The organism is Aerococcus viridans (genome assembly GCF_002083135.2).
GTDB classification, from domain to species: Bacteria; Bacillota; Bacilli; order Lactobacillales; family Aerococcaceae; genus Aerococcus; species Aerococcus viridans_C.
Genome location: NZ_NBTM02000001.1, coordinates 1,483,447 through 1,506,709, shown reverse-complemented (window position 1 = coordinate 1,506,709; position 23,263 = coordinate 1,483,447). Strand labels below are relative to the sequence as shown.

At 39.7% G+C, this 23,263-nt stretch carries 19 protein-coding genes and 1 pseudogene; 1 reads left to right on the top strand and 19 read right to left on the bottom strand.

The features are described from left to right. Positions 1-12: 12 nt before the first annotated feature. The 12 genes from A6J77_RS07070 to A6J77_RS07015 all read right to left on the bottom strand — a co-directional run bounded on the left by A6J77_RS07070 (position 13) and on the right by A6J77_RS07015 (position 13,476). On the bottom strand, positions 13-450 hold the full coding sequence (locus A6J77_RS07070) for a DUF2188 domain-containing protein (protein ID WP_083069450.1): 438 nt from the start codon (positions 448-450) through the stop codon (positions 13-15). A 119-nt stretch (positions 451-569) separates the two neighbouring features. Then, positions 570-1,307 carry a tRNA (guanosine(37)-N1)-methyltransferase TrmD gene (gene trmD, locus A6J77_RS07065; protein WP_048729487.1) on the bottom strand — a complete coding sequence of 246 codons (738 nt, stop codon included), beginning with the start codon at positions 1,305-1,307 and terminating at the stop codon, positions 570-572. Continuing rightward, positions 1,307-1,882, bottom strand: coding sequence for a ribosome maturation factor RimM (rimM, locus tag A6J77_RS07060; RefSeq protein WP_083069448.1), 576 nt, complete (start codon positions 1,880-1,882; stop codon positions 1,307-1,309). Before rimM ends, trmD begins: the two co-directional genes overlap by 1 nt. Positions 1,883-2,455: 573 nt before the next feature. Next, on the bottom strand, positions 2,456-2,701 hold the full coding sequence (locus A6J77_RS07055; RefSeq protein WP_193756674.1) for a KH domain-containing protein: 246 nt from the start codon (positions 2,699-2,701) through the stop codon (positions 2,456-2,458). 20 nt (positions 2,702-2,721) lie between these two features. After that, positions 2,722-3,009 carry a 30S ribosomal protein S16 gene (gene rpsP / locus A6J77_RS07050; protein WP_048729484.1) on the bottom strand — a complete coding sequence of 96 codons (288 nt, stop codon included), beginning with the start codon at positions 3,007-3,009 and terminating at the stop codon, positions 2,722-2,724. 150 nt (positions 3,010-3,159) lie between these two features. Next, positions 3,160-4,614: a signal recognition particle protein gene (gene ffh, locus A6J77_RS07045; protein ID WP_083069444.1), complete on the bottom strand. Its 1,455-nt coding sequence runs from the start codon at positions 4,612-4,614 to the stop codon at positions 3,160-3,162. A gap of 60 nt (positions 4,615-4,674) precedes the next feature. Further along, positions 4,675-5,037, bottom strand: a complete 363-nt coding sequence (locus tag A6J77_RS07040) for a putative DNA-binding protein (protein ID WP_004262389.1) — start codon at positions 5,035-5,037, stop codon at positions 4,675-4,677. 210 nt (positions 5,038-5,247) lie between these two features. Then, positions 5,248-8,043: a cation-translocating P-type ATPase gene (locus tag A6J77_RS07035; RefSeq protein ID WP_083069442.1), complete on the bottom strand. Its 2,796-nt coding sequence runs from the start codon at positions 8,041-8,043 to the stop codon at positions 5,248-5,250. A 268-nt stretch (positions 8,044-8,311) separates the two neighbouring features. Then, the gene (locus tag A6J77_RS07030; protein ID WP_083069441.1) at positions 8,312-9,196 is read right to left on the bottom strand and encodes an ROK family protein; all 885 of its coding nucleotides are present in this window, start codon (positions 9,194-9,196) and stop codon (positions 8,312-8,314) included. Positions 9,197-9,328: 132 nt separating this feature from the next. Further along, complete coding sequence (locus A6J77_RS07025; protein ID WP_083069439.1) at positions 9,329-10,549, bottom strand: phosphoglycerate dehydrogenase; 1,221 nt, start codon at positions 10,547-10,549, stop codon at positions 9,329-9,331. Between the two features lie 105 nt (positions 10,550-10,654). Further along, positions 10,655-11,737, bottom strand: a complete 1,083-nt coding sequence (serC, locus tag A6J77_RS07020) for a 3-phosphoserine/phosphohydroxythreonine transaminase (RefSeq protein ID WP_083069437.1) — start codon at positions 11,735-11,737, stop codon at positions 10,655-10,657. A gap of 503 nt (positions 11,738-12,240) precedes the next feature. Beyond that, complete coding sequence (locus A6J77_RS07015; protein WP_083069435.1) at positions 12,241-13,476, bottom strand: RNA-guided endonuclease TnpB family protein; 1,236 nt, start codon at positions 13,474-13,476, stop codon at positions 12,241-12,243. 376 nt (positions 13,477-13,852) lie between these two features. Here A6J77_RS07015 and A6J77_RS09430 point away from each other — a divergent pair, with 376 nt between their 5' ends. Beyond that, positions 13,853-14,098, top strand: a complete 246-nt coding sequence (locus A6J77_RS09430) for an LURP-one-related family protein (protein WP_227645143.1) — start codon at positions 13,853-13,855, stop codon at positions 14,096-14,098. Positions 14,099-14,474: 376 nt separating this feature from the next. Here the strand turns inward: A6J77_RS09430 and ftsY are convergent, their stop codons facing one another. The 7 genes and pseudogenes from ftsY to tnpA all read right to left on the bottom strand — a co-directional run bounded on the left by ftsY (position 14,475) and on the right by tnpA (position 23,229). Then, entirely contained in the window at positions 14,475-15,500 is a 1,026-nt protein-coding gene (ftsY, locus tag A6J77_RS07005; RefSeq protein ID WP_083069433.1) for a signal recognition particle-docking protein FtsY, read from the bottom strand. A gap of 464 nt (positions 15,501-15,964) precedes the next feature. Further along, positions 15,965-16,786, bottom strand: coding sequence for a Cof-type HAD-IIB family hydrolase (locus tag A6J77_RS07000; RefSeq protein ID WP_193756652.1), 822 nt, complete (start codon positions 16,784-16,786; stop codon positions 15,965-15,967). An 82-nt stretch (positions 16,787-16,868) separates the two neighbouring features. After that, a complete protein-coding gene (gene smc, locus A6J77_RS06995; protein ID WP_083069429.1) occupies positions 16,869-20,444 on the bottom strand; it encodes a chromosome segregation protein SMC in 3,576 nt (1,191 codons plus the stop codon). 20 nt (positions 20,445-20,464) lie between these two features. Continuing rightward, on the bottom strand, positions 20,465-21,160 hold the full coding sequence (gene rnc, locus A6J77_RS06990; protein WP_227645142.1) for a ribonuclease III: 696 nt from the start codon (positions 21,158-21,160) through the stop codon (positions 20,465-20,467). Positions 21,161-21,240: 80 nt separating this feature from the next. Further along, positions 21,241-21,480 (bottom strand): acyl carrier protein, encoded by a 240-nt coding sequence (gene acpP, locus A6J77_RS06985; protein ID WP_083069425.1) that lies wholly within the window; start codon positions 21,478-21,480, stop codon positions 21,241-21,243. A gap of 101 nt (positions 21,481-21,581) precedes the next feature. Then, the gene (gene plsX, locus A6J77_RS06980; RefSeq protein WP_083069423.1) at positions 21,582-22,604 is read right to left on the bottom strand and encodes a phosphate acyltransferase PlsX; all 1,023 of its coding nucleotides are present in this window, start codon (positions 22,602-22,604) and stop codon (positions 21,582-21,584) included. Positions 22,605-22,805: 201 nt separating this feature from the next. After that, positions 22,806-23,229, bottom strand: a pseudogene (gene tnpA, locus A6J77_RS06975) (IS200/IS605 family transposase). Between the last annotated feature and the right edge of the window lie 34 nt (positions 23,230-23,263).

Sequence of the window (23,263 nt, the reverse complement as noted above, 5' to 3'; positions counted from 1 at the left end):
ATAGCTTGCATGCTATTGTCGCTTACCATCCTTGGTATAAGCAATTACTTTTGTCCCCTTGTTATCAGCAATTTCCTTAGCCCGCTTCATAGCATCCTCTTTTAAATCAAAAGTACCCGCAGCGCGTTTTGCCTTCACGGTAATCACTTGCCATTGCGCATTCTCGTGATCAAATTTCACTTGAACGTCCTCATCCATCAAATCAGGATTGGCTGATTCAGTATCATGCTTATCGCTCTTTTTGGGTTTGGTTGCCTGTTTAACTTCCGAAATCTCTGTATCAGAAGCATTCTGGTACCACTCTTTCCCTTGCTGGATTGCAATGGGTATTAAATCTTCTTCTTTGTAACCCGCAGCTTCCATAGCATTCATGATCTCAATGATCTTCTTTCGTTCAACCTCATCAAAGTTTTTTAAGTTATCAGGATAATCTTGCATATTCCATGGCATAAAATCACTCCCCATTCTTGACTCATATTATATCAGGGATAGTGAATAAATAAAAAAGATATCCATGTTAAAGCTAGTTTGAAACTGTGGTCCACACAATAGACCCACTCATAACAGTCCTACTCAGTTTCTGCTTTAATTTCTTCTAACCATTTAGCTTGTTGATCTGTTAAGGGGTAATTTTCTAACATATCCGGCCGGCGTTCATAGGTCCGGCGTAAGGATTCTTTCCCCTTCCAGTCAGCAATCTTAGCATGGTTACCAGACATCAATACATCCGGCACAGTCATTCCTTTGTATTCAGCCGGGCGGGTATATTGTGGATACTCTAACAAACCAGTAGAGAAGGAGTCTCCCGTAATCGATTCCTCGTTACCCACCGCATCTTCAAGCAAGCGGACAGTAGCGTCAATCACAATCATAGCCCCTAATTCGCCACCAGTAAGTACATAGTCTCCAACCGAAATTTCATCGGTCACATATGACCGAATACGCTCGTCATAGCCTTCGTAGTGGCCACAAATAAAAATTAAATGGTCATCTTCAGCAAATGATTCCGCATGTTTCTGCGTAAAAGTTTCACCAGCCGGGTCCATCAAAATCACCCGTTTTTTAGTATCAGGGTGTTTACCCTCAATTTCTTCTAAGGCATCATTGATGGGGTCAACCCGCAATAACATACCAGCACCACCGCCATAAGGATAATCGTCCACATGCCCGTGCTTATTGACCGCAAATTTACGAAAGTCCGTCACATCAATATTGGCCACTCCTTTTTCCTGGGCCTTCCCAATAATCGACGTGTTCATTGGACCTTCAAACATCTCTGGAAAAAGGCTTAATACATCAATCTGCATTAGGCGTCACCCTTTTCCGCGTCCACATCATCAATCAGACCGTCCATCGGGTCAATCACAACTCGGTTATCATCCAGATCAATCTCTAACACAATATCTTCAATATAAGGAATCAAGATATCCTTCCCTTTATTTGGACGTTGAATAGCCCAAACATCATTAGACGGTAGTGACGTAATCTCCCGGACCTTGCCTAGATAAGTCTCATCAGTCGTATAGACTTCTAGACCAATAATATCATCATAATAAAACTCATTCTCATCCAATTCGTCCGCCTCGCGCTCAGTGCCCGCAACCTTCAAATCAAATCCTTTGAATTTTTCTACATCATTAATATTGTCCTTGCCCTTAAAATGCAACAAATTGAAATTCTTATGCAGACGGTGACCATCCACCTCAACCATTTCAACCAACTTGTCGCCATTAAAAATCGCCAAAGTCGCGCCTATTTTAAAGCGCTCTTCCGGGAAATCAGTTGTCGCCATCACACGCACTTCACCGCGTAAAGCCTGTGTATTCACGATTTTTCCGACCAAATAATACTGCTCTTCAGCCATGCCCTCAATCTTCACCATATCTATTGCCTTCCCTTCTTATGTGCCTATCTTCCAACCTTCAAACCACTTCTTAGAATAGGACACACCTCACATTTCTAGCGACCACTGTAATTAAAAATAACATGGTCAAACGTCAGTCTTATTTTACATCAATACACTTTAAAAACCAAGATAACACGACGAATCCCAAAAGTGCCCCATCCAAAAGTTGTTTAAAGATATCAAAAAAAGACGCAGACATTTCTGTCTACGCCCTTAAAAAGCGAATTGCTTTGTTGCAAACTTTGTCTAAACCAATTATAGGGTGAGCTCGACTATCGCACTTTGTGAAGTTGAGCTCGCCAGGACAGGCAGGTGTCCGCTTCAGAATAGTTTGCATCACACTTTGGGTGATACGGCACCATTCTTCCATCGTCTCCTATCTATACGCCCTGTCTCACATCCTTTAGTTGAGCTCGACTATCGCACCCTGTTTAGTCGGGTTCGAGTCTCCAGAAAGAACTGCGTTTCAGATTAGATTGTAACTGACTTTGTCAGCTACAATCTAATCTTCCAACGTTTTCTTTCTGAACGTCGACTCTTACACCCTGTTTAATTTTCTCTATCAATTACCAAGCGAATTCTCTTTGGTCCTTCTACTCGAACTGAATAGATAATGGTGCGGATTGCATTTGCAACGCGGCCACCCTTGCCAATCACCCGGCCAACATCATCAGGATGTAGCAACAAATGGTATTCTAAAAATTCATCTCCATCAACAATGTGCAATTGGATTTCATCAGGATGATTCACCAATGGCTTTACAATTGTTAACAATAAATCTTCAATATTTGGCATATCATTCATAGTGTCTACGCTTATTTGTTAGCTGCTTTAGCTTCTAATTTGTTTTCGTGGTGTTTTTTCATAACGCCTTGACGAGATAAAATGTCACGAACTGTATCAGTTGGTTGCGCACCATCTTTTAACCATTTTAAAGCTAACGCTTCATCTAACTCAATAGTTTCTGGTTGAGTTGTTGGGTTATAAGTACCAATTTTTTCAATGATACGACCATCACGTGGTGAACGTGCGTCTGCTGCAACGATACGGTAGAATGGGTTACGTTTAGATCCCATACGTTTTAAACGAATTTTTACTGCCATGAGTAAGTTCCTCCTAAAAATTAAGTGTTTTTATATATTTAAAGCCTTAAAAGCTCATCACAAGTAAACATGATAACAAGTTTTTGTCAGCTTGTAAAGTATTTTCTCTTTACAGGGCCAATTTATTTTTCCCTGAGGTCGAAAAAAGGTTTATTTCCCTTTTTTCTTAGCTTTTTTCAGCTTGCGGGCCATTTGTTTGGCTTGTAATTCAGCAACGCGATTCTGGTTACGGTTGCCACCGCCACCAAATCCCCCGAAGCCACCGCCTCCTAGGCCACCCAACATGTTTTGAAGAGCGCCCATGTTGCCGTTAGACATTGCGGACATGATTTTACGTGACTCATTAAATTGTTTAATTAAACGGTTCACTTCTTGCAGTGTAGTCGCTGAACCTTTAGCGATACGACGACGGCGTGATTGGTTGATTGAATCTGGATTTTCACGCTCATACGGGGTCATAGATTGGATCATCGCTCTAGTTTGTGCCATTTGTTTCGGATCAATATTTAAGTCGTCCAAATTCCCCATTTTATTCATACCTGGAATCATCTTCAAGATATCTTTCATAGAACCCATCTTGTTCATCTGGTCCATGTTTTTCATGAAATCATTGAAATCGTAGGTATTTTCCCGCATCTTAGCAGCCATCGCTTCTGCTTCATTTTCATCAAACTCAGCTTGGGCTTTCTCGATAAGGGTTAACATATCCCCCATACCCAAAATTCGGTTAGACATACGGTCTGGGTAGAAGCGCTCAATCTCGTTTAATTTCTCACCAGTACCCGTAAATTTAATCGGTTTACCAGTTACAGAAACGATAGATAAGGCCGCACCACCACGGGTGTCACCATCTAATTTCGTTAAGACAACCCCTGTGATATCCAACTCTTCGTCAAAGGCCTTAGCAACGTTGGCTGCCTCTTGACCAGTCATCGAGTCAACAGTTAATAAGATTTCATCCGGATTAACGGCTGCTTTAATATCTTTTAACTCAGTCATTAACCGTTCGTCAATTTGTAGACGACCGGCCGTATCGATGAAGACTAGGTCATGGCCATTCATTTTAGCATGTTCAATCGCTTGAGTCGCAATCTCAACTGGACTTACTTGGTCACCCAAAGTAAAGACTGGTAAGTCTAATTGTTGACCGATTGTTTGTAACTGGTTGATAGCAGCTGGACGGTAAATATCGCCGGCTACCAGCAAGGGTTTCTTATGGTCATTTTTCTTCAAGAAGGCCGCTAACTTACCAACAGTAGTCGTTTTACCGGCACCTTGAAGACCCGCCATCATAATCACGGTTGGTGGTGCAGTAGCAAATTGAATATCTTCGTGTTCTCCACCCATTAAGTCAGTTAATTCGTCGTTAACAATCTTCACGACTTGTTGCGCTGGCGATAGTGACTGCAATACCTCACTGTTTAGCGCACGTTCATTGACACGTTTCACAAAGTCTTTCACGACTTTGAAGTTCACGTCAGCTTCTAGTAAAGCCAGACGCACTTCACGCATCATTTCTTTTAAATCGCCCTCGGTAATTTTACCCTTCTTACCCATCGTTTGGACAGCGCCTTGTAGCCTATCCGATAAACTTTCGAAAGCCATTCTTGGTAACACTCCTTATTTATTCATTCATCTTAAGCATTCAATTCGGATGCTTATTTGTTAAAATTCTTCACTTGCTTCATCACGGTTGTCGATCGCAATTAATTGCTTCATATAGTCTGCTAGTTGCGTATCATCTGGGTATTTTTTCGCTACATAGGCAGCCATCTTTTCCCCTACCGCTTCACGCGCATAATAATCACGCGCCAAGTGCAAATGATTCTCATACTTCAACAAACTCTTCTCAGTCCGCCGAATGTTATCATAAACTGCTTGTCTTGACACATCAAAATGTTCAGCAATTTCCCCTAACGAAAAATCCTCAGCATAGTACAATTCAATATAAACACGTTGCTTTTCAGTTAACAAATCCCCATAAAAAATCAACAGGGTATTCATTTCATTTGTTTTTTGAATCTCCATCTAAGCCTCTTCTATCTGTCTAAAATTTGTCAAGCAGTTTTCCTTTACAAGTGTTTAGTATACACTATCAAACCCCTAGAATCAACGATATGGCCCAAATCCTTTAGTCGTTTTTATCAGCTATCACTTCAAGTATTTGATATACTTTATCCACAATATAAAAAGATCGGAGGCTAAATTTAGCCCCCGATTACGTACTTGCCTTAATTATTAAGCTTCTGGATCTTTTAATCCAGCTAATTTCTTCACTAAGTATACAATAATGGTCACAACTAGAACGATAGCTAGGATAATACCCCAAGTAGCTAATGTCAATGGTTCTGTACCAAATACATTGTTTAAGAAAGGTACATAAACAACCAATAATTGTAGGACTACTGAGAAGGCCATTGCGGCTAATAGTAGTTTGTTTTGGAAGAAGGTCTTATCTAGTCCAAATCCTGATAAACGACGAACGTTTAAGATATGGAACAATTGCGCAATTGCCATGTAAGTAAATGTCGCAGTTTGTGCATAAGTCAAGCTCATACCAAAGATATTATGGAATAGGTAGAATACCCCGAAGGCACCTAAACCAATAATCACACCTGAGATGATAATCCGACTTAAGAATGTCTTATTGACTAAACCAGATTCCGGATTTCTTGGCGGATGTTCCATGACATTTGCTTCTGCTTTTTCATAGGCTAAAGCAATCGCTGGACCAATATCTACTAATAGGTTTAAGAATAAGATGTGTAGTGGTTGAATTGGCATTGGTAACATGAAGACAATCGTCGTTAGGATTGCCACAATCTCTACCATGTTACATGCGAATAAGAAGGAAATGTATTTTTTGATATTTTCAAAAATGATACGCCCTTCACGAACCGCGTCCACAATCGTACCAAAAGCATCATCGGTTAAAATCATGTCAGAAGCTTCTTTAGCAACCTCAGTACCACGAATACCCATAGCGACACCGATATCAGCACCGTTTAAGGCCGGCGCATCGTTAACCCCGTCACCTGTCATCGCCACAACGTCCCCTTCTTCTTGGAAGGCACGAACAATTTGTAACTTGTTTTCTGGTGATACGCGGGCAAATACGGCCACATCGCGGATTTTGTCGATAAAGTCTTTATCCTCATGGATCGCATCCAATTCTTTACCAGTCATGGTATTTTCATGGTTTTCAATCCCAATATCGCGGGCAATAGCAGATGCGGTTCTTGGGTGGTCACCGGTAATCATTTTCACCTGGATACCAGCCGCTTGTGTTTGGGCAATAGCATCTTTCACGTCTTGACGTGGCGGGTCAATGATACCGAATAATCCGTCCATAGTTAACTTATCTGTATTGTTGTCCAACCAAGCTTCCATTTCGTCAGCGACTTTATCCGCGTCCCCTTGGTCTTTAAGGGTATATGAAGCCAAGGCAATTACACGGTTACCGTCTGCTGTCAGGTCCTCATTCTTCTCTTTCCAGAAGTCTTCTTCACCGTTTTCAGTCGCCACTAACTCTAGAACAACATCCATAGCACCTTTTACGACTAAACGGTGAATGTCATTTGGAAAATGATAAAGTGCTGCCATATATTTCTTCTCAGAATCAAATGGAATTTCTTGGACAAGTTTGTAGCCGTTGTCTTCTTCCCACTGCGGTGATAGACCGACTTTATGGCCTAATACCGTTAAGGCACCATCTGTTGGGTCACCTTTAATGGTATATGGGTCTTGATTATCTTCGTCTTCAGCATCGTCTTCTAATTCAGCTGCTTCTTCATCATCTAGTTGACCACGTTCGATTAAACGGGCATCAGATGACAAGTAACCATCCGTAATCAATTTCAATAAGACAGCCTTGTTGTCGCTTAAATCGTCAATATCTTCAATTGCATCAATATCAAAAGTTACTTTTTCCGCATCTTTTGTAATATCGCCTTCAGGTGTATAGCCTGAACCTGAAACTTCATATTGGACATCATTTTTAATAATGATACTTTCAACCATCATTTGATTTTCTGTTAATGTACCCGTCTTATCTGACGCTATGATCGACGTAGCACCTAAGGTTTCAACTGCAGAAAGTGACTTAACTAAAGCTTGGTGCTTTGCCATTGTCTGCATACCATTTGATAAGGTAATGGTTTGAACAGCTGGCATAGCTTCAGGGATTGCCGCTACCGCAAGGATTACTGCAATATGTAAGATTTCACTTGGCGGGTTGCCGTTGAATAAACCAATAGCAACTACTAAAGCTGCTGCTACAAAGGCCACAATAATCAGGGCTTTACCTAATTGGTCAACCTCTTTGTCTAACGGTGTTTGTTGATCCTTTTCGCCAGACATCATCTCAGAGATGCGCCCTACTTCAGTTTTCATTCCTGTACCAGTTACAATCACTTGCGCCTTACCGCGTGTTACTGCAGTACCTGAAAAGACCATATTCAACCGGTCACCAATTGACTCTTCTTCGTCGTAAGTCGCATCTGGGTCCTTGTCCACAGCTTCAGATTCACCGGTCAATGACGCTTCCATGACTGCAAAGTTGTTACTTGTAAGCAAACGACCATCTGCAGCAATCGCATCTCCTTCACCAAGAACCATCACGTCTCCTGGGACTAACTGAGAAGAATCAATTTCAATCTCTTCTCCGTTTCGGATCACATGTACACTAGTATTGACCATATTTTGTAAGGCTTCCACAGACTTTTGGGCTTTAGTTTCTACAAAATATCCAGTCAGCACCGAAATAAAAACGGCCAACATCACGGCTATAGCTTCAATCCAATCACCCATTGCAATTGAAATTATGGCTGCGACGGCTAGTAAATAAACGATAATGTTATTTAAATTATCTAATAGGATCTCCCACTTAGACTTACTATCCGATTCTTGTAACTTATTTTCCCCATAAGTTTCTAAACGTTCAGAAACTTCCTGGTCACTCAATCCTTCAGTCTTCGATGTTTCTAATTCATCAATGACCTCTTGTAACTTTTTTTGATAGATGTTTTTGCTCATCGCCTCATCCTTTCTTTAATAGAACGTTCAGCTCTATTTACATATTATGTTAACATAATATTTTATCCATTAAAAATGATTCAACTTGCGAATACGACATTTTTAGCCATAGCTAATCTCAAACATAAATCTTTTCTACCAAAAAAGGCTGGAAGATGACTTCCAACCTTATATATATCTGACTTCATTAGCGGAACTACTCACTAGCGCACCCGATTTAGGCACCTATACCTATAAAAATTAGGCTCACTATCTTTCAATCATCTACCTATTTTACATCTTTTAAAGCACGTTTCGCTAATAACAGTGAACCAGTAATCCCAGCATTATCACCTAGCTTAGGTAACTGGATATAATCTGTCATTGCTGGCAATTCAACATAATTAGCAAGCGTTTTTTCTACTTGTGTACGAATCTTATCTAATAATTGATCTTGATGCATCACGCCACCACCTAGTACGACACGTTCTGGCGCTAAAGTTAAAGTATAATTTGCAATCGCTTGCCCTAAATAATTTGCCACATAGTCCCAGACTTCATGATCTGAAGGTAAGTCAGCACCTTTAATACCTGTCCTTTTTTCAATGGCAGGTCCTGACACAAGTCCTTCAATACAATTACCATGGAATGGACAAGCCCCTTCAAAGTGGTCATGAGGGTCTTGAGCAACTTTAATATGGCCCATTTCCGGATGACTGTGTGCATGGTAAATTTCCCCGTTCATAGAGAAACCACCACCAACACCAGTCCCAATTGTTAAATAAAGACAAGAGCTAGCACCCTCAGCTGCACCCATGGTATTTTCAGCGAGTGACGCGCCATTTACATCTGTTGTCCATGCAATCGGTTTATCACCAAACCAAGTTTTCATTTGCCCTACAAAATCATAATTCTGCCAAGGTAATTTAGGCGTTGAGGTGATATAACCATAAGTTGGCGAGTCATGATTGATGTCGATTGGCCCAAAAGATGAGATACCGAAACTTTCCACTTTATATTGGTCAAAGAAATCTTTTAATTCACCCATGGTTTCTTCTGGAACCGTCGTATCAATACGCACTTGGTCAATGATATTTAAATCTTCGTCAGCTACCGCACAGATAAACTTCGTGCCACCAGCCTCTATACCACCATATAATAAATCTCTTGTCATGATTAATTACCTCCATTGTTGTCATCTTTTCCCATATTATACAATACTTGCTACTATTATAAAAAGAGAGGCTGACACTTTTGTGGCCACCTCTCTACAAATTTGTTTTAGCTATATGATTTACTTGATGACTTATACTTCTTCAAAGAATTGACCAGGATGTTCAATTGCACGTACACGAACAATATCTGGAATTTCTTCTAATTTTGCCACTAAACGCTCAACTTTCTCATAATCTAATTCCTCTAAGTCAACTATTGTATAAGCAAAGTCACCACGACCACGGTTCACCATATTGGCGATATTCATGCCTTGTTCCGCAACAAAGGTTGAAATCTTACCAATCATGTTTGGAATGTTACGGTTGATAATGGTGATACGAACTGGTGAATTAAAGCTCATTTGTACAGATGGGAAGTTCACTGAATTTACAATATCCCCTGTCTGTAAAAAGCGTTTTAAGTTTCCAGCTGCCATACGGGCACAATTAATTTCTGCTTCCTCAGTAGAGGCACCTAAATGTGGTAACACACGAATTTTTTCATGGTGCAATAAATCTGCATCCGCAAAATCTGTTGTATAGCCACCAATACGATTTTCGTTGACTGCTTTTAAGACTGCGTCCTTATCAACAATAGGGCCACGGGCGAAGTTATATAACTGCGCATCCTCTTTCATCATAGCCAACTCACGTTCGCCAATCATACCACGCGTTGAATCCATTAAAGGTACGTGAACTGTAATAAAGTCACAGATTTTCAATAAGTCATCTAATTCCATCACACGGTTAACACGACGAGAAATACTCCAGGCAGTATCCACAGACACATATGGGTCATAACCATACACTTCAATCCCTAAACGGTAAGCATCGTTAGCAATCATAGCACCAATAGCCCCTAGGCCCACAACCCCTAACTTCTTACCTTCTAATTCATTACCCGCAAATTGTTTTTTGTTTGCTTCAACAATCGCTTCAACATCATCATCTGGACCAAACTTGTAATTTTGTATCCATTCATGTCCTTGTAAAATAGGACGAACAGATAATAATAAGTTAGCTAGCACTAACTCTTTAACCGCATTCGCATTCGCACCAGGGGTGTTGAAAACAACAATTCCTGCTTCAGTAGCACGTTGAGTTGGGATATTATTTGTACCCGCACCAGCTCGCGCAATCGCTTTTAATGAATCATTAAATGTCATATCATGCAGATTTTTTGACCGTAAAATCAATGCATCTGGATCATCATTTTCATTAATGGCATATTTCGCTCGTTCGAAACGTTCCATACCCTCAGCAGCAATCGCATTATAAGTCGTTATTTGATAAACTTTATCTTTTAATTCCATTTGTTCAATAATTCCTCCATACTTTAAAGCGGGCACAACATCCGGTTACATGTCGGTTGATAACCATCATTACACTGTAAGCCGACTATTTAAGTTGTTGATCGGCTATTTATTTTCCTCTTCAAATGATTTCATAAATGCTACTAGTGCTTTAACCCCTTCTAATGGGAAAGCATTATACAAACTAGCGCGCATACCACCCACTGAACGGTGGCCTTTTAATTGTTTGAATCCAGCAGCATCCGCTTCAGCGATAAATTTCTTATCTAATTCAGGATCATTCGTTAAGAATGGTATATTGGTTAATGAACGGTTTTCTACTTTTACATGATTTACAAATAAGTCAGATTGATCAATGTAGTCATATAATAAGTTCGCACGTTCTTTAGCGTTAGCATACATGGCTTCTTGTCCGCCTTGTGCTGCTACCCATTCTAATACTAAACCAACCATATAAATCGCAAATGTTGGTGGTGTATTAATCATAGAACCTTTATCTGCTTGTGTTGCATAAGAGAAGAAGTCTGGTAGAGATTTATCTTCTTTCAGTAAATCTTCTCGTACAATAACAATTGTCACCCCTGAAGGTCCCAAGTTCTTTTGTGCACCAGCATAAATTAAACCGAAATCTTCTACTTTATAGTCATTCGCTAAAATATTAGAGGACATATCCGCTACTAAAGTCACGCCATCAAAAGCTGGGATATCATGGAATGTAACACCACCAATTGTTTCGTTAGTTGTGATGTGTAGGTAAGCAGCTTCTGAATCAACAACTTCAATAGCAAAATCAGGTACAGAAGTAAAACCGTCCGCTTTAGAAGATGCAATGACATCAACCGACACATTATCTAAATTTTCGGCTGCTTTAATGGCTTTTGTAGCCCATGAACCAGTATTCACATATTGAGCCTTTCGCCCTTTCGCAAGGTTTGCTGGTACCATGGTGAATTGTTGTGTTGCACCGCCTTGTAAGAATAAAACTTTATAGTGATCAGGAATGTGCATCAAATCGCGTAGTTGTTGTTCAGCTCGTTCGATAATATCAACGAAGGAGGATGAGCGGTGACTCAATTCCATCACGGACATTTCTGTACCGTTGTAATTTAAAAGTTCCGCTTGTGCTTGTTCTAATACAGCCTTGGGCAATACTGCCGGACCAGCTGAGAAATTATAAACAGTTGTCATTTAATTTCCTCCATCTATTGGTTTACATATTTTGAACGACTTCACATCGTCACCACTATTATATATTTTCATCAAATTTTAATCTACCCTAATCTCAACTTATTTTTCTCTCATTTTTTATCCAAATAACACTTTGTGCATATAAAAACAGAATATAATCTTTAATTTTACGAGTTTTGTACGTTAATAAACCCATATTTCACAAATCAATTATATCAAAGTTCGTAAATTAAAGAAATAGAAAAGATACTGATTTCTAACCAATTAGTACATATATTGTTCTTTCTAAATTTTATAAGTTATAATTTTAAAAAAGAAGTGTAAGGGGATGGAAACATGAAATTGTATATCAACTACTCTCTGTTAAAACAGAGAGTTTGTCCTAAACATGGTGGTTGTACAAACGATATAATATCTCCAACCGTTTAAAGACACTAAGGGATGGTTGACTGGCACCCCATCAGTAAGCGGTCTGTAGACACTTACCGAATATTGTTTTACGTTTAATAATTTTGTATTGGCACAACTTTTTCAAACCGCGGGTTTTTCTCACTCGACAGATATCGGTGACCCAATTCTTGAATGTTGATAGCTGCCACACGGTCATCATTTGATTGATACCCACAATTTTGACAAGTAAACAAGTGCTTATCTTGTTGTCTATTAGCTCTATCAATTGATTCGCATTTCGGACAACGTTGGGACGTAAATTGTGCGGATACTTTTAAAACTTGCGAACCACTTTCTAAAGCTTTATACATTAACTTTTCTTCAAAATCGAAGAATCGCCAAGAATGGTGTTCATACCGTGCATCTTGCTTACGGTGGTGAGTCGTGTTAAAAGTAACGTTCGTAAGATCTTCCACCACAAACAAGGTATTGGCCCCGTATCGGTCAACGAGTGTCTTTGATAATTGATGGTTCACATCATTCATCCAGCGGTTCTCTCGTCTTTCAATTGTTTTAAGGCGTCTACGACTTGATTTGGTGTTCTTCGCTTGTAAGGACTGGCGCAATTCCTTAAAACGCCGTCTTTTCTTCATCAAGCTTTTACCCGAATAGAAGGTAGTATGAGCTGTATCATCCGCAATAGTTAGTATCTGTCTTAAACCACGGTCAATGCCTACAATACGTTGAATATTAGTTTCATCTGGGCTGTCTATCTCTTTACTTGCGGACACGTGTAAGAACCACTTACCCTTACGACAGAGTAATTCAGCTTGACCGAACTTGTAAGCATTCTGGCTACATTGTTGAAGATAATCGATATGTTGCTTATCACAAGACACTTTAATTCGTCCTTGATTGGTCGTCAGTGAATAGGTATTGTTTTGGTGATAAGCGTAGTTACGATTACGTACGAACACAGCGACTGGTTGCTTAAACCCTAGGGGTTTCGTTAAATGGTAAAGGTCTTTATATAGCGTATGATATTTACCTGTATGGATATCTTTATAACGCTTATGTTTTTGTTTAAACTGTGTTTTCACGGTCTTATATCTCGCGATTACCGTACGCATCACGGACTGGGCCATTTGCGATTGCAGCCCAAAATCCTGACGTATCTGATGATACAAGGCGTTGTGCAAAGTCGTTTGACCTAATTCAAAGTCATGGTCAAAGATATATGTCGAAACAAAATTACAAGCGTTTAAAAACTGTTGTTGAGTTTCTTCGAACTTTTCAATATCACTAGCACTTGGGTATAATTGCACTTTAATTGTTTTCGTTAACTGCATCTTATCACCTCTTTTCTCTTAAATACATTATACCCTCTATTTAGAGGAAACATAAAAGATAACCTAGTAAAATCAACAAAAAGAGCAGTCTATTTCGCTAATTCCTCCTGGGTATCAATACCTAGGAGGAATTAGCTGACAGCTTGTAAATGAAGCAAAAGTTATTTTCGTTGAAGCAGGATTTTAATATTTACGACCACAATCAAACACCCCTGTTTCGTGTATCTGGCAAATTATTTTCAGTTGGTCGCCAATTACGGATTTATGATGCCCTAACAAATGAGGAACTGGCTTATGTTAAAGAATCTCCTTTTCGCTTTTTAACCCAGCTAAAGGTTTACCAAGGCGATGATTACGTGGCGACTATCCAAAAAAGATGACCTTATTTAAAACCAAAATGGCCATTCAAGATATTGGATGGACAATTCAAGGAGACTTTTTAGGTTGGAATTACGTCATCAAAGATGAACAAAATCAGACAATTGCGGAGGTTAAAGCAAAAATGCTATCTTGGTCAGATACGTTTGAAATGACGATTGATGATACTCAAGTAGACCCCATTATTGTCCTCGCGATTATTCTTGCGATTGATACTATCCGAGACAAGCAACAATCTGGTTGAGAAAGGTAAAAATAACGACCGATAACAAAGCTGAAATCGCTATAACAGAGGTGTACTGAAAATACAACCCAACAATTTTCAGTACATCAATTCACTTTAGCGCCACAGCTTAATTTTTTTCTTCAATACAAACAGGCCTATTCTCATTCCAGGCAAGTTTTTTATGGATAAATTTCACAAATAGCATAGAGATTTGTCTAAAAGTAACACTTCAAAGTGATTGGATAGGGAAAATGCCTTAAATTAACATCGCAACCGGCAATAGTGACCAGAAATACGATTAACCAAAATTCAATTCTTTATTCTATATTCAAAAAAATAGACTAACTTGACCATTCATCTATGGCTTAAGTTAGTCTATTGCTATCTATTCAAATTAAACTTCTACAACCTCTTTAATTAATTGGTAAATGAATTTCTCTGCATCAAATACTTGCAGGTCATCGACTTTTTCACCAAGTCCGATAAATTTAACGGGAATATCCATCTCATAGCGAATCGCAAAAATCACGCCACCCTTGGCAGTTCCATCAAGTTTGGTTAAGACAATACCATCGATATCTACAGTCTTATCAAACTCTTTAGCTTGGACTAAGGCATTTTGTCCTGTTGTTGCATCGAGTACCAATAATATTTCATGAGGCGAACCAGGCAATTCTCTCGTTAAGATACGTTTCATTTTATCTAATTCATTCATTAGATTAATTTTAGTTTGTAGTCGTCCAGCTGTATCTACTAATAAGTAGTCATAACCACCTTCACGCGCAGTTTTAGCAGCGTCAAAAGCCACAGAAGCTGGATCTCCTTGCGCCTTACCAGTCACGATTGGTACATCAATACGGCGTGCCCATTCTTCTAATTGTTCAATCGCACCCGCACGGAACGTATCCCCTGCAGCAAGCAAGACTTTTTTACCATCTTGTTTTAATTGGTAAGCCATTTTCCCAATGGTAGTCGTTTTGCCGACACCGTTCACCCCAACAAATAGAACAACTGTTGGACCATCTGGATTTTCATTGATTTCAACATTCGGCTCGCCACCTTTGTCGTAAATCTCCACCATTTTCTCAATGATGACATCTTTTACTTGTTCACCTGAAATAGCACCGCGACGTTGTACTTCCTCACGTACTGCGTCAGATAAGGCAAGTGTCATGTCAAAACCAACATCAGAAGAAATGAAAGTTTCTTCTAAATCATCAAAAAATTCATCATCCACTTGGCGGAAACCAGCAAACAATTCATTCATACGGTCAGAGAAAGAACGTCGTGTCTTCTCAACACCCTTATCGTACTTTTCAAAGACAATCTGCTCTTGACTAGGTGATTCAGATTGACGCTGTTGCTCAACAATCTCATCCTCACCCGTAAACGCGCGTTTAATACGGTCAAATAATCCCATCGTATCACTCCTTTACTAAAATAAAATCTCGTGTGTAATCATAAAACTATAGGTCAAGTAATATATCAACGAACCTACTCTATATTATAAAATAATCGACCAGAATACTTTTAAAATATTATCCATGGAAAACAATTGAAACAGATTTTCAAGAACCAAATGCCATTTGATAAAGTTGACATTATGATACAAATTTTAAATTTATTGTACTGACTACTTCTTGTATTAAATAGTGTCAGTCGTGTTCAACATAAGGCTGGAACTATCCTAGCATGCCTTAGCAGTGAAAAAGGATGACTGACCCATATCAGAGAGTTGGCATTTATGCCTTACTCTCAGAATCGTCAGACAAGGAATTAGACTTTGGCTAATTCCGGTCCCACTGCATTTAAGGCAATGCTAGAAGTAGTGAAAGCCTACGGCTTACTTACAATTTTAGAAATTTAAAATAGTTATTATAACTATTAATTATCTGTTTCAAAGAAAACAAAATGGTCAATTGCTTTAGCAACCCCGTCATTTTCATTAGAATCTGTGATATAATCTGCGAACGCTTTTACATCTGGGCGACCATTTTCCATCACCACAGATGTACCTGCCCACTTAAGCATAGCTAAGTCATTCTCCTCGTCACCAATTACCATCACTTGGTCTTTAGTTAATTCTAAAATATCGGCTAGATGACTCACACCAGTTCCTTTATCAATCCCTTTAGGCATGATTTCTAATTGGAAAGGATGGCTACGCATCACTTCGAAATCTTCATATACCCAGTTTGGAATTTGATCAATCATACGCATTAAATGGTCTGTTTCTGTATTTATCACCACTTTAAAAATTGCCGTTTCTGGATCTAAATTGTCCATATCAAATTGTTTGAATGGTAAGAAATTCATTGTTTGTTGATAAAGACCTGGATGGTTTTCAGGGAATGGGAATTGGTAAACTGCGTCAATCAATACTGCTTCAAGTGGTAATTCTAGAGACGCCATCACGTCATATAACCGTTTAGCATCCGCCATAGACATGGTCACTTGGCTAGCCACCTTACCAGTCTTATTTTGAATAACTAACCCGCCGTTATAGGTGATAGAATAATGATCCGCCGTATTGGTTGCTAAAGTATCCAAGAAATTTTGGATTGCTTCAAGTGGTCGACCAGTACAAATCGCAACATCCACACCATTATCTATCGCCTTGCGAATCATTTCACGGTTACCCTCACTAATCGTCTTATCATTTCGTAGTAAAGTACCATCTAAATCAATTGCAATTAATTCAATCATAATGCCCTCATATTTCTGTTCAATATTTTCTACATTACCTACATTTTGACACATTTCCCCATGAAAAACGACTAAATCCTCTTTAATTTGATGATTCTAGTAATTTCTCATCAAATTCTTCTAAACGAACAGCCGCCAATTTAGACACACCAGAATCCTGCATGGTCACCCCATACAAGATATTAGCTGATTCCATTGTCCCCTTACGGTGGGTAATCACAATAAATTGCGTCTTATCCGCAAATTCACGTAAAAACCGACCGTAACGAGCTACATTGGCTTCATCAAGGGCTGCTTCCACCTCATCCAAGATAGAGAAAGGCACTGTTTTAACATCTAAAATGGCGAATAATAAGGCGATTGCTGTTAAGGCTTTCTCCCCACCTGATAATAAGGACAAGTGTTGAAGCCGTTTCCCTGGCGGTTGAGCTTCAATATCAATTCCTGATTCTAACAGATTATCCGGCCTCGTCAATTTCAAACTTGCCCGACCTCCACCAAACAATTTAGGAAAGATATCTTCAAAGGCATCCCGGATAGCAATAAAGGCTTGTTCAAACCGTTCAGCTACCTCTTCATCCATCTCAGAAATTGTTTGATAGAGTTTTTCTTTGGCAGCCAACACGTCATCTCGTTGCTTTTGCATAAAGGTAAACCGTTGATTTACTTCTTCAAACTCATCAATGGCTGCTAAATTAACTGGTCCAATTTGTTCAATTTCTTTTTTCAACTGACGAACTTTTAAGGATGCTGATTCCATAGACATGGTTAATTCTGACGTCGCTCTTGCCCGTTCAAATGTCAAACCATATTCTTCCCGAAGGTGGGTTAAATGGTTATCAATCGACACTTCATATCGAGAAGCTGTCGCCTCCACCTTAGCTTGTTTTTCAAGCAAGTCTTGGAGATGAGTATTCATCTCTTGAACTTCTTGGTCTAGGGCATCGGCCTTATTCTGCGCCTCATTGCGGATTTTTCGGACCGCTTTTAATTGAGCTTCACAGTCTTTTTGTGCTTTCACAGCTGCTTGATAGTCAGCTTCCAAGGTGCCAGAAGTTTCAGAATTGGATAAAATAGCTTCCCGCATCAACTTAAGTTCGGCTTCCACTTGGCTTACCTGATTTTCTTTTGCTTTTAATTCAGCTTCTTGACCTGCTAATTGACTTTCAACTTGAGTGTGTTGCGATTTTAAGACCGCTAAATCTGTTTCAGCAGCCTGCAATTGCCCTTGTAATTGCCGCCGCTTTTCAGCCTTATCAGTAGCGGACAAGTTCATATCCTCAATTACATTTTTCAATTGGTTGACTTGATCGTCAACAACTTTTAAATCCGCCTCTAACTTCGCTTTGGCTTTTTCTTGTTTTGCCTTTGTTTTTGCAGCAGAAGCTTGCAGGCTTTCACCAGTTTTTAAAGCCTCAGTTAAATCAGCAATTTGCCCGGTTAACTGGTCAATTTGACTCGTTAAAGTCCGTTCACTAAAGCGTGCCTCATCACCTTGTGCTTTGACTGTTTCAAGCTCTTTCACCATCTTTTCAGATACTTGTGACGCTTGGTGCATCTCTTCTTGCAAGTTGGTGACGGTTGCAGTCAAGGTCTTGATTTCCTGACTTAAATGATCGATATCCGTTTTCCGGGACAATAAACCAGCATTGTTATTACGTTTCGTTGCCCCACCAGTCATTGACCCGCCAGCGTTAATCACATCTGATTCAAGGGTCACAATCCGGTAGCGAGAATACAGTGCTTTAGCAATCGCACGGGCATTATCAAGATTATCAGCGACAATGACATTCCCCATTAAATTGGCCATAATTTGTTGGTATTGGCTATCAAAGTCAACCAAATCAACCATCACACCGATAAATCCAGGCATTGACTGAATTTTATTCAAGTCACTGGGATTTACTGACCGGCCTTTAATCACATCAAGGGGTAGGAAAGTTGCCCGCCCTGCCCGTTGCCGTTTCAATTCGCCAATTAATTGACTGGCTACCTGGCCATTTTCTGTCACAATATTTTGCATGGCGCCAGCAAGTGCTGTTTCAACGGCCCCAGTATAAGTATCTGGTACGCGGAGCAATTGGGCAACTGCCCCGTGGACACCCTGAATTTTATCTGATAGGTCTAAAGCTGCCTTAACCCCCTGGTAGAAACCAGCATGATCGCGGTCCAAATCTTCTAACGACTCTTTACGGGCAGTAGCCTGCATTAGCCGTTGATTCGCTTGGTTCATTTCTTGATTAGCTCGGTAAGCTTCATCTTGCTTGGCTTTGACCGCTTGCTCTTTAGATTGATATTGCCCTAGTAAAGCTTCAATCTCTTGACCCAAACGTGCTTTCTCCGCTTCAGCCTTTGCGAGTTGATCTTTCAATTCAGCTAAAGTAGTTTCTTTAGCTGTTCGCTCAGACTGGTTTTTTTCAACTGAGGCGACTTCATTCGCCATATCTTTTTCCAGCTGACTCAAGTCATTTTGTAGACTGGACTGTTTTTGTAAGGCTGTAATATATTCGGTCCGTTTAGCTTGAACTGCTGCTTCAGAGTCATCTGACAGGTCTTCAAGCGCAGACAGTAAACTATCGCGGTTAGTCGTTTTTTCTGCGATATCTTTTTCCATATCCCCTAATTGGGCTTTTAATTGGATAATGGAAGCTTTAAAGTCTTTTACCGCAGCCTTCAAACTATCAAGATTCTCAGCTTGGCTGGCTTGGTTATTTTCCTTGAAAAGGACTTTTTGATGGTGAACCTGAATTTTAGCTTGTAATTGCTCCGCATTTTTCACCAAATCAACATATTGCTCTTGCATTTGATTAACAGACGCATCTGCTTCATTCGCTTTACCTTTATAATCCGTAAGCGAAGCTTGTGTTTTAGTTAAAGCAGCTCGACGGTTATGAATATCCTCACCGTAAGCTAAGATATCATTCTTGGCTACTTGCCATTGTTCATTCAAGGTTTCAATCTGAACTGCCGTTAATGCAATCTCAATGTCCGACAATTCTGCCTTTGATGCTTTATAACGTAAAGCTGCATTCTTCTGTTCTTCCAAGGGCTCAATCCGGTCAGCAAGTTCAGATAAAATATCATAAATCCGGTGCAAGTTCTCCTCAGTATGCTTCAACTTCCGTTCAGCTTCATGCTTACGTGACTTGTACTTCATAACACCAGCAGCTTCTTCAAAAATACCTCTTCTATCCTCTGGCTTCTGGGTGAAAATCTGTTCTACTTTACCTTGTGAAATAATGGAGAAAGAATCCCGTCCAATTCCCGTATCCATCATTAATTCGGTGATGTCACGTAAACGGCAGGGACGACGGTTAATCATATATTCAGAATCCCCGGAAGCTGTATAACGACGTGAAACAGCCACTTCATCTGTTTCAAAATTCAAGGCGCGGTCGCTGTTGTCAAAAGTGAGGGTTACTTGGGCGTACTGTCCCTTACGGCGGTCTTCAGCACCTGCAAAAATCACGTCAGACATCTTAGATCCACGCAAGGACTTGGCAGATTGCTCCCCCAGAACCCACTTAATGGCCTCTGTAATGTTCGACTTCCCTGAGCCGTTTGGTCCTACAATAGCTGTAAACCCATTATCAAATTCGATTGTCGTCTTATCCGCAAAACTCTTAAAGCCGACCATTTCAACTGTTTTTAGGTACACAGGCTAATTCCTTTCTCCTACTATTTCTTCAACATTTCTAAGGCATTGGCCGCCGCAGCTTGTTCCGCTGCCTTCTTAGAATGGCCCACACCTCGTCCAATGATTTCATCATATAAACGAACTGCCACATGAAATTCTTTACTATGGGCTGGACCAGATTCATTTTCAAGTTCATAGGCCAATTGGATCGCACCTTCTTTTTGTAACTCTTCCTGTAAGGCCGTTTTCGCATCAGATAAACGTGTAAAATCACCATTCTTGATCTTAGGATAAATGGTTAGGGACATCAAATGCTCTATCGCATCTAACCCAAGATCAAGATAAATCGCACCTAGAACCGACTCAAATAAATCACATAATAAAGACGGGCGCTTGCGACCATTACTCGCTTCCTCACCATTACCCAAACGTACAAACTGGTCAAAACCACACTCAACACAACGTTTAGCCAATGACTCCTCGCGAACAATTAAAGCACGTAAAGACGACATCCGTCCCTCATCCATCTCGGGATAATTTCGGTATAAATAATTAGATACCACTAACTCTAAAACCGCATCCCCTAAAAATTCAATCCGCTCATTATCCTCTAAAGCTAGCTTTTGGTTTTCATTCACATACGAAGAATGGGTAAACGCCTCAATATAATGCGTTTCATCTTGTAATTCCAAATCAAACTGTTCAGCCAATAAAGCCTTCACACCTGACAAATCCATGAAAATTCCTCCTTCTTTATTTTCAATAAAATAAGGCTGGACAACCAACTGCCAGCCTCCTCAAACATCGAATCATAAACCTACTTATGGCTATCGATATACTTCACAATATCCGCAACAGTTTTAATTTCTTCAACATCATCATCAGAAATCTGGATGCCGAAATTATCTTCCAATTCCATTACCAATTCCACAACATCCAAGGAATCAGCACCCAAATCGTCCGTAAACGACATCTCAGGCGTCACACTAGAAGCCTCTACACCGAAACGTTCCACAATTAAAGCCGCTACTTGTTCAAAAGTTGTATTCTCTGCCATGAAAATCCTCCTAAATAAAATCCTAACTTACACATCAACTAAAACCTTTTATTTTTTGAAAAGGGGGAAACTAGGTCAAGCTAGCCCCACTTTTAGTAAATTTATTCTGCCTTCTTAGCAGCCATTTCTTTTTCAAATGTTGTGGCCAATTCCTCAATAATACCTGCATCTACAATTGTCGCTGCTTGTAAAATTGTATGGAAGACACTGGTCGCATTTGAAGAACCATGTGCTTTTAATACTGGTGCTTTAACACCAAATAAAATACCGCCGCCTGCTTGGTCTAAATCAATTTTAGTCATCGTATCTTTTAATGACCCTTTGATTAGTAAACCACCAAGTTTAGAGCCAATCCCACCATCCATAATCGCATTTTTAACCAATTTCATTACAGCAGCTGCTGTTCCTTCCACTGATTTTAATACGGCATTTCCAGTAAATCCATCGGCTACGACAATATCTGCTACCCCGTTTAAAATTTCACGAGATTCGATATTACCAGTGAAGTGAATCTGATCATTGGCATTTAATAAACCAAAGGCTTCTTTCGTCAAATCATTCCCTTTATTGTCTTCAGTACCGTTATTTAATAAACCAACTGAAGGTGCAGCTTTTTTCAAGACTGCACGGGCATAGGCTGTTGCCATGACTGCATATTGATTTAAATATGACGCTTTTGATTCCGCATTGGCACCACAGTCTATTAATAATACTGAGTCCCCAATATTGGCTAAGTTTGGTAGAGCTGCCATTAAGGCTGGACGCTCAACACCTTTCATCCGGCCGACCACTAGTAGGCCTGCTGTTAATAAGGCGCCTGTGTTACCAGCTGAAATCAAGGCATCTGCTTCACCGTTTCGTACTGCCCGCGCTGCCATCACCATAGATGATTCACGTTTTGTACGTACAGCTCTTACTGGGTCATCTTCAGATAATATCTTATCTGCTGCGTGAACAATTTCCACGTTTTTAGGTGTAGACCCTTCAATTTCTGCTTTGATCGCATCTTCATCTCCATAAAATATGATGGTGACGTCTTTACGTTCAGCTGCAGCTTTTAAGCCACCCAAGACGATTTCTTTAGGCGCGTTATCGCCACCCATTGCATCTACTGCAATTCTCATTTCTATGCCTACTTTCTACATTCAATAAATTCAAAAAGCTGCTCTTATTATATCATACCCAGAGCCACTTGTAGCCTATAAGGGAAAAAGGATTTCAGCTTGAAAACTTACACCACCTTGGCCCTGATTGTCTTTATTTTGCCTAAATTTTTATTTAAAGTCGCCCCTTGAGAAAACCGTGTAATTCATTACATGGATGAATCAAGTTCTAGGGCGACCGTCATTGTATTCCGTTAATTGATTTTCTATATACTTTTTAACAGTTTCTTTAGACATACTGCCTACTGTTGACATGAAATAACTAGGTGTCCATAAATGGCCACCCCATAACATTGTCTTTGTTTCTGGATATGCTTTGAACCATAGACGTGCAGATTTTTCCTTTAAGTGTTTTGACGATACTACTTGCGGCATGTGTAGGGTTGAACGAAATCAACATATGGATATGGTCAGGCATAACTTGGAGCGATTGGATGACAATATCGTGTTCATCACAAATATGCGTCAATATATCTTGCATGGCATTTTGTTTTTCAATGGTTGTAAATATTTCTTTACGATACTTTGTTACCCAAACCAAATGGAAATTAAAATCATAGACATTTGTCCTTGTTTTCACTATCATATGTAAACACCTATTTAATTATATTATAGCAATT

Coding starts and splice junctions, on each gene's coding strand:
- A6J77_RS07015 (WP_083069435.1), bottom strand. CDS start 13,476: ATGCAGTTAACGAAAACAATTAAAGTGCAATTATACCCAAGTGCTAGT.
- A6J77_RS07040 (WP_004262389.1), bottom strand. CDS start 5,037: ATGGAGATTCAAAAAACAAATGAAATGAATACCCTGTTGATTTTTTAT.
- ftsY (WP_083069433.1), bottom strand. CDS start 15,500: ATGGGATTATTTGACCGTATTAAACGCGCGTTTACGGGTGAGGATGAG.
- acpP (WP_083069425.1), bottom strand. CDS start 21,480: ATGGCAGAGAATACAACTTTTGAACAAGTAGCGGCTTTAATTGTGGAA.
- A6J77_RS07000 (WP_193756652.1), bottom strand. CDS start 16,786: ATGATTGAATTAATTGCAATTGATTTAGATGGTACTTTACTACGAAAT.
- A6J77_RS07055 (WP_193756674.1), bottom strand. CDS start 2,701: ATGCCAAATATTGAAGATTTATTGTTAACAATTGTAAAGCCATTGGTG.
- trmD (WP_048729487.1), bottom strand. CDS start 1,307: ATGCAGATTGATGTATTAAGCCTTTTTCCAGAGATGTTTGAAGGTCCA.
- A6J77_RS07070 (WP_083069450.1), bottom strand. CDS start 450: ATGCCATGGAATATGCAAGATTATCCTGATAACTTAAAAAACTTTGAT.
- A6J77_RS07030 (WP_083069441.1), bottom strand. CDS start 9,196: ATGACAAGAGATTTATTATATGGTGGTATAGAGGCTGGTGGCACGAAG.
- A6J77_RS09430 (WP_227645143.1), top strand. CDS start 13,853: ATGACCTTATTTAAAACCAAAATGGCCATTCAAGATATTGGATGGACA.
- A6J77_RS07035 (WP_083069442.1), bottom strand. CDS start 8,043: ATGAGCAAAAACATCTATCAAAAAAAGTTACAAGAGGTCATTGATGAA.
- rpsP (WP_048729484.1), bottom strand. CDS start 3,009: ATGGCAGTAAAAATTCGTTTAAAACGTATGGGATCTAAACGTAACCCA.
- rimM (WP_083069448.1), bottom strand. CDS start 1,882: ATGGTGAAGATTGAGGGCATGGCTGAAGAGCAGTATTATTTGGTCGGA.
- ffh (WP_083069444.1), bottom strand. CDS start 4,614: ATGGCTTTCGAAAGTTTATCGGATAGGCTACAAGGCGCTGTCCAAACG.
- plsX (WP_083069423.1), bottom strand. CDS start 22,604: ATGAGAATTGCAGTAGATGCAATGGGTGGCGATAACGCGCCTAAAGAA.
- rnc (WP_227645142.1), bottom strand. CDS start 21,160: ATGGATTTGTCAGGTGTGAAGGCTTTATTGGCTGAACAGTTTGATTTG.
- A6J77_RS07025 (WP_083069439.1), bottom strand. CDS start 10,549: ATGGAATTAAAAGATAAAGTTTATCAAATAACGACTTATAATGCGATT.
- serC (WP_083069437.1), bottom strand. CDS start 11,737: ATGACAACTGTTTATAATTTCTCAGCTGGTCCGGCAGTATTGCCCAAG.